The following is a 681-nucleotide window of genomic DNA, read 5'->3' on the forward strand; positions in this document are numbered from 1 at the left end:
CTCCATGCTTGAGCCAATGCCGGACGAGCATTTTTCAATGCTTTTTCATCAATAGTCGGAATAATTCCTATCTTATCTATAAGCTTCCCATTACAACTAACTCGACATAAACGATTTTCACCGGAATAGTCAGGAATAATAAACAATGAATCATTATATATAGCAAAATCAAGTGGTCGAAGTATATCTTCATCCAATGTTACCGCTTCGTCACGAAGCAATGAATCACCGGATGAAGAAAAGTCTAACCTAGTTAATTCACTTTTATTGGCATCCAATGTCCAGACTCCATGATTCTGTAAACGAAAGTTCTCCATTGATAACATTTCTGTAGGTGAATCACCACGCTTGCCAAAAGAAGATAAATACTGAAAACCGGGATATTGGAACAAGTGTCCATAATGATCAAGACCATGTAAATCCATCACAATGGCTTTATCCCCTTCGATTCGTATCCTAAACGGATAACGAAGCAAGGCAGTATCAAGCTCTATCACTTCTCCTCTTAATTCTCTCTCGTGCGGAAATCCCGAATAGAATAATACACCTTTTGCATATTCTTTATGCTTATGGTCACAAGAGATAAACAAGAAAAAAGAAAGAAACAGGAGACTTATATTATTTTTCAAGACTATATCCGGTAGCAACATATTCTACTTTAACTTTTGTAACCGGACAATC

The 681-nt window shown here is 36.7% G+C and carries 1 protein-coding gene; it reads right to left on the bottom strand.

What is annotated here, in order from left to right; all coding sequences use genetic code 11:
* The coding region (locus DW173_RS23665) for a BF3164 family lipoprotein (RefSeq protein ID WP_233562303.1) at positions 1-650 on the bottom strand (650 nt) is incomplete at its 3' end.
* Positions 651-681 lie beyond the last annotated feature (31 nt).

The organism is Bacteroides sp. AM16-13 (assembly GCF_003602705.1).
Classification (GTDB): Bacteria; Bacteroidota; Bacteroidia; order Bacteroidales; family Bacteroidaceae; genus Bacteroides; species Bacteroides xylanisolvens.